The following is a 2,711-nucleotide window of genomic DNA, read 5'->3' as shown; positions in this document are numbered from 1 at the left end:
GGCCGAACCCGCCCGACGAGGTGATCGAGCGCCTGGAAAACGACAAGTACTACCGCTACTGCACATACATCTACATCCCGTTCCAGTACCTCAGCGTGGTCCTGGGCGCCTATCTGTTCACCGCATCCGACTTGAGCTGGCTGGGCGTCGAGGGGTCGCTCAGCTGGCCGGCGAAGATCGGTCTGGTGCTCTCGGTCGGCATGTTGGGCGGCGTCGGCATCAACACCGCTCACGAGATGGGGCACAAGAAGGATTCGCTGGAGCGGTGGCTGTCCAAGATCACCCTGGCGCAGACCTGCTACGGCCACTTCTATATCGAGCACAACCGCGGCCACCACGTCTGGGTCGCCACCCCGGAGGACCCGGCGTCAGCCAGCTTCGGTGAGACGTTCTGGGAGTTCTTGCCGCGCAGCGTGTTCGGCAGCCTGCACTCGGCGTGGCGGCTGGAGGCGCAGCGGATGCGCCGGCTCGACAAGAGTCCCTGGCATCTGAGCAACGACGTGCTGAACGCATGGCTGATGTCGGTGGTGTTCTGGGTTGTGCTGATCGCGGTATTCGGCCCGGCGCTGATCCCGTTCGTGATCATCCAGGCGGTGTACGGCTTCACGATGTTTGAGACGGTGAACTACGTCGAGCACTACGGCCTGCTGCGGCAGCAGACCGCCAACGGCCGCTACGAGCGCTGCACCCCCGAGCACAGCTGGAATTCCGATCACATCGTGACCAACCTGTTCCTGTATCACCTGCAGCGGCACAGCGACCATCACGCCAACCCGACCCGGCGTTACCAGACATTGCGCAGCATCGACGGCTCGCCCAACCTGCCCAGTGGGTACGCGTCGCTGATCGGCTTGACCTACTTCCCGCCGCTGTGGCGCAAGGTCATGGACCATCGGGTACTGGCGCATTACGACGGGGACATCACCCGGGTGAACATGCAGCCGCGTAGGCGGGAGAAGATCCTGGCCCGTTACGGGGCGGCCGTCTGATGACTGCCTACCGCTGTCCGGGCTGCGACTACGTCTACGACGATGCCAATGGCGCTGCCCGAGAAGGGTTTCCGGCCGGCACACGGTGGGGTCAAGTGCCCGACGACTGGCGCTGCCCGGACTGCGGGTGCGGGAAAAGATCGATTTTCAGCGGATAGCCAACAGCGGATAGGAGTAACCAAGTGACCGACTACAAGCTGTTCGTGTGCGTGCAGTGCGGCTTCGAATACGACGAGGCGCTGGGCTGGCCCGAAGACGGCATTGCGCCGGGCACCCGCTGGGACGACATCGGTGAAGACTGGAGCTGCCCGGATTGCGGCGCGGCGAAATCCGACTTCGAGATGGTGGAAGTAGCCCGTTCGTAGCCGCCGGCGACGATGCAGAACGAAGTGATGAGGAGAAGCGGCGCAGCGGTAAGCGCTAGTCTCACCCGTGTGAAAACCCGTGTCCCCTACGCCGAGGCGTCACGGGTCCTGTTGCGTGACTCGGTGCTCGACGCGATGCGCGAACTGCTGGGAACCCGCGACTGGTCGGCGATCACGCTCGCCGACGTGGCCCGGGCCGCGGGCATCAGCCGGCAGACCATCTACAACGAGTTCGGGTCGCGGCAGGGCCTGGCGCAGGGGTACGCGTTGCGGCTGGCTGATCGCCTGGTGGACCTTGTCGACGACGCGATCTACTCCAACGTCGGCGACATCTACGCGGCGTTTCTTCAGGGCTTCCGGATGTTCTTCACCGAGTCGGCCGCCGATCCGTTGGTGATCTCGTTGCTCACCGGTGTTGCCAAGCCCGACTTGCTGCAGATCATCACCACCGACAGCGGCCCGATCATCACCCGCTGTTCGGAGCGGTTGACGAGTACGTTCCAGCACAGCTGGGTCAAGGCCAGCGACGAGGACGCGGGGATAATTGCGCGGGCCATTGTGCGGCTGGCGATGAGCTATGTGTCGATGCCGCCGGAGGCCGACCACGACGTCGCCGCCGACCTGGCGCGACTCTTCAGCCCCGCCGTCGAACGCTACGGTGTGATCGAGACGCCCTGACCCCGGCAGCGCTCGTCGCGGCGTCGGGACTAATGTATATGCAAGCTAACTAGTTGATCGACGAGATTGGGCCCCACATGACGACGACCGAAAACACACTGCGCGCCGACGTTGCCAATGACATCGAATACAAGGTCGCCGACCTGTCGTTGGCGGACTTCGGCCGCAAGGAGATCCGGCTGGCCGAGCATGAGATGCCCGGTTTGATGTCGCTGCGTCGCGAGTACGCCGAAGTTGCGCCACTCAAAGGCGCGCGTATCTCGGGTTCGCTGCACATGACGGTGCAGACCGCGGTCTTGATCGAGACGCTGATCGCTCTGGGCGCCGAGGTCCGCTGGGCCTCGTGCAATATCTTCTCCACCCAGGACCACGCCGCCGCCGCGGTGGTCGTCGGCCCGCACGGCACACCGGAGCAGCCGCAGGGCACGTCGGTGTTCGCCTGGAAGGGCGAGACGCTCGAGGAGTACTGGTGGGCCGCCGAACAGGCGCTGACCTGGTCCGACGAGCCGACCAACATGATCCTCGACGACGGCGGTGACGCCACCATGATGGTGCTGCGGGGCATGCAGTACGAGAAGGCCGGCGTGGTGCCGCCCGCGGAGGACGACGACCCCACCGAATGGAAGATTTTCCTGGACCTGCTGCGTGGCCGCTTCGAGACCGACAAGGACAAGTGGAC

4 protein-coding genes and 1 pseudogene are annotated in these 2,711 nt (G+C 64.6%); all 5 read left to right on the top strand.

Annotated elements, in window-relative coordinates; genetic code table 11:
- The coding region (locus ACRDTL_RS11580) for an alkane 1-monooxygenase (protein ID WP_431506850.1) at nucleotides 1-989 on the top strand (989 nt) is incomplete at its 5' end.
- Nucleotides 989-1,161, top strand: a pseudogene (locus ACRDTL_RS11575) (rubredoxin). The gene ACRDTL_RS11580 and the pseudogene ACRDTL_RS11575, both read left to right, overlap by 1 nt.
- Before the next feature lie 10 nt (nucleotides 1,162-1,171).
- A complete protein-coding gene (locus tag ACRDTL_RS11570; protein WP_431506849.1) occupies nucleotides 1,172-1,354 on the top strand; it encodes a rubredoxin in 183 nt (60 codons plus the stop codon).
- 27 nt (nucleotides 1,355-1,381) lie between these two features.
- A complete protein-coding gene (alkX, locus tag ACRDTL_RS11565; protein ID WP_431506848.1) occupies nucleotides 1,382-2,032 on the top strand; it encodes a TetR family transcriptional regulator AlkX in 651 nt (216 codons plus the stop codon).
- Nucleotides 2,033-2,109: 77 nt separating this feature from the next.
- Nucleotides 2,110-2,711 (top strand): adenosylhomocysteinase (locus ACRDTL_RS11560; protein ID WP_431506847.1); only part of this gene is annotated, 602 nt, incomplete at its 3' end.

The sequence above is a fragment of the Mycobacterium sp. genome, assembly GCF_050700595.1.
In the GTDB taxonomy this organism is placed as follows: Bacteria; Actinomycetota; Actinomycetes; order Mycobacteriales; family Mycobacteriaceae; genus Mycobacterium.
Note: the sequence above shows the minus strand (reverse complement) of the source record. Positions and strands in the feature narration are given on the sequence as shown.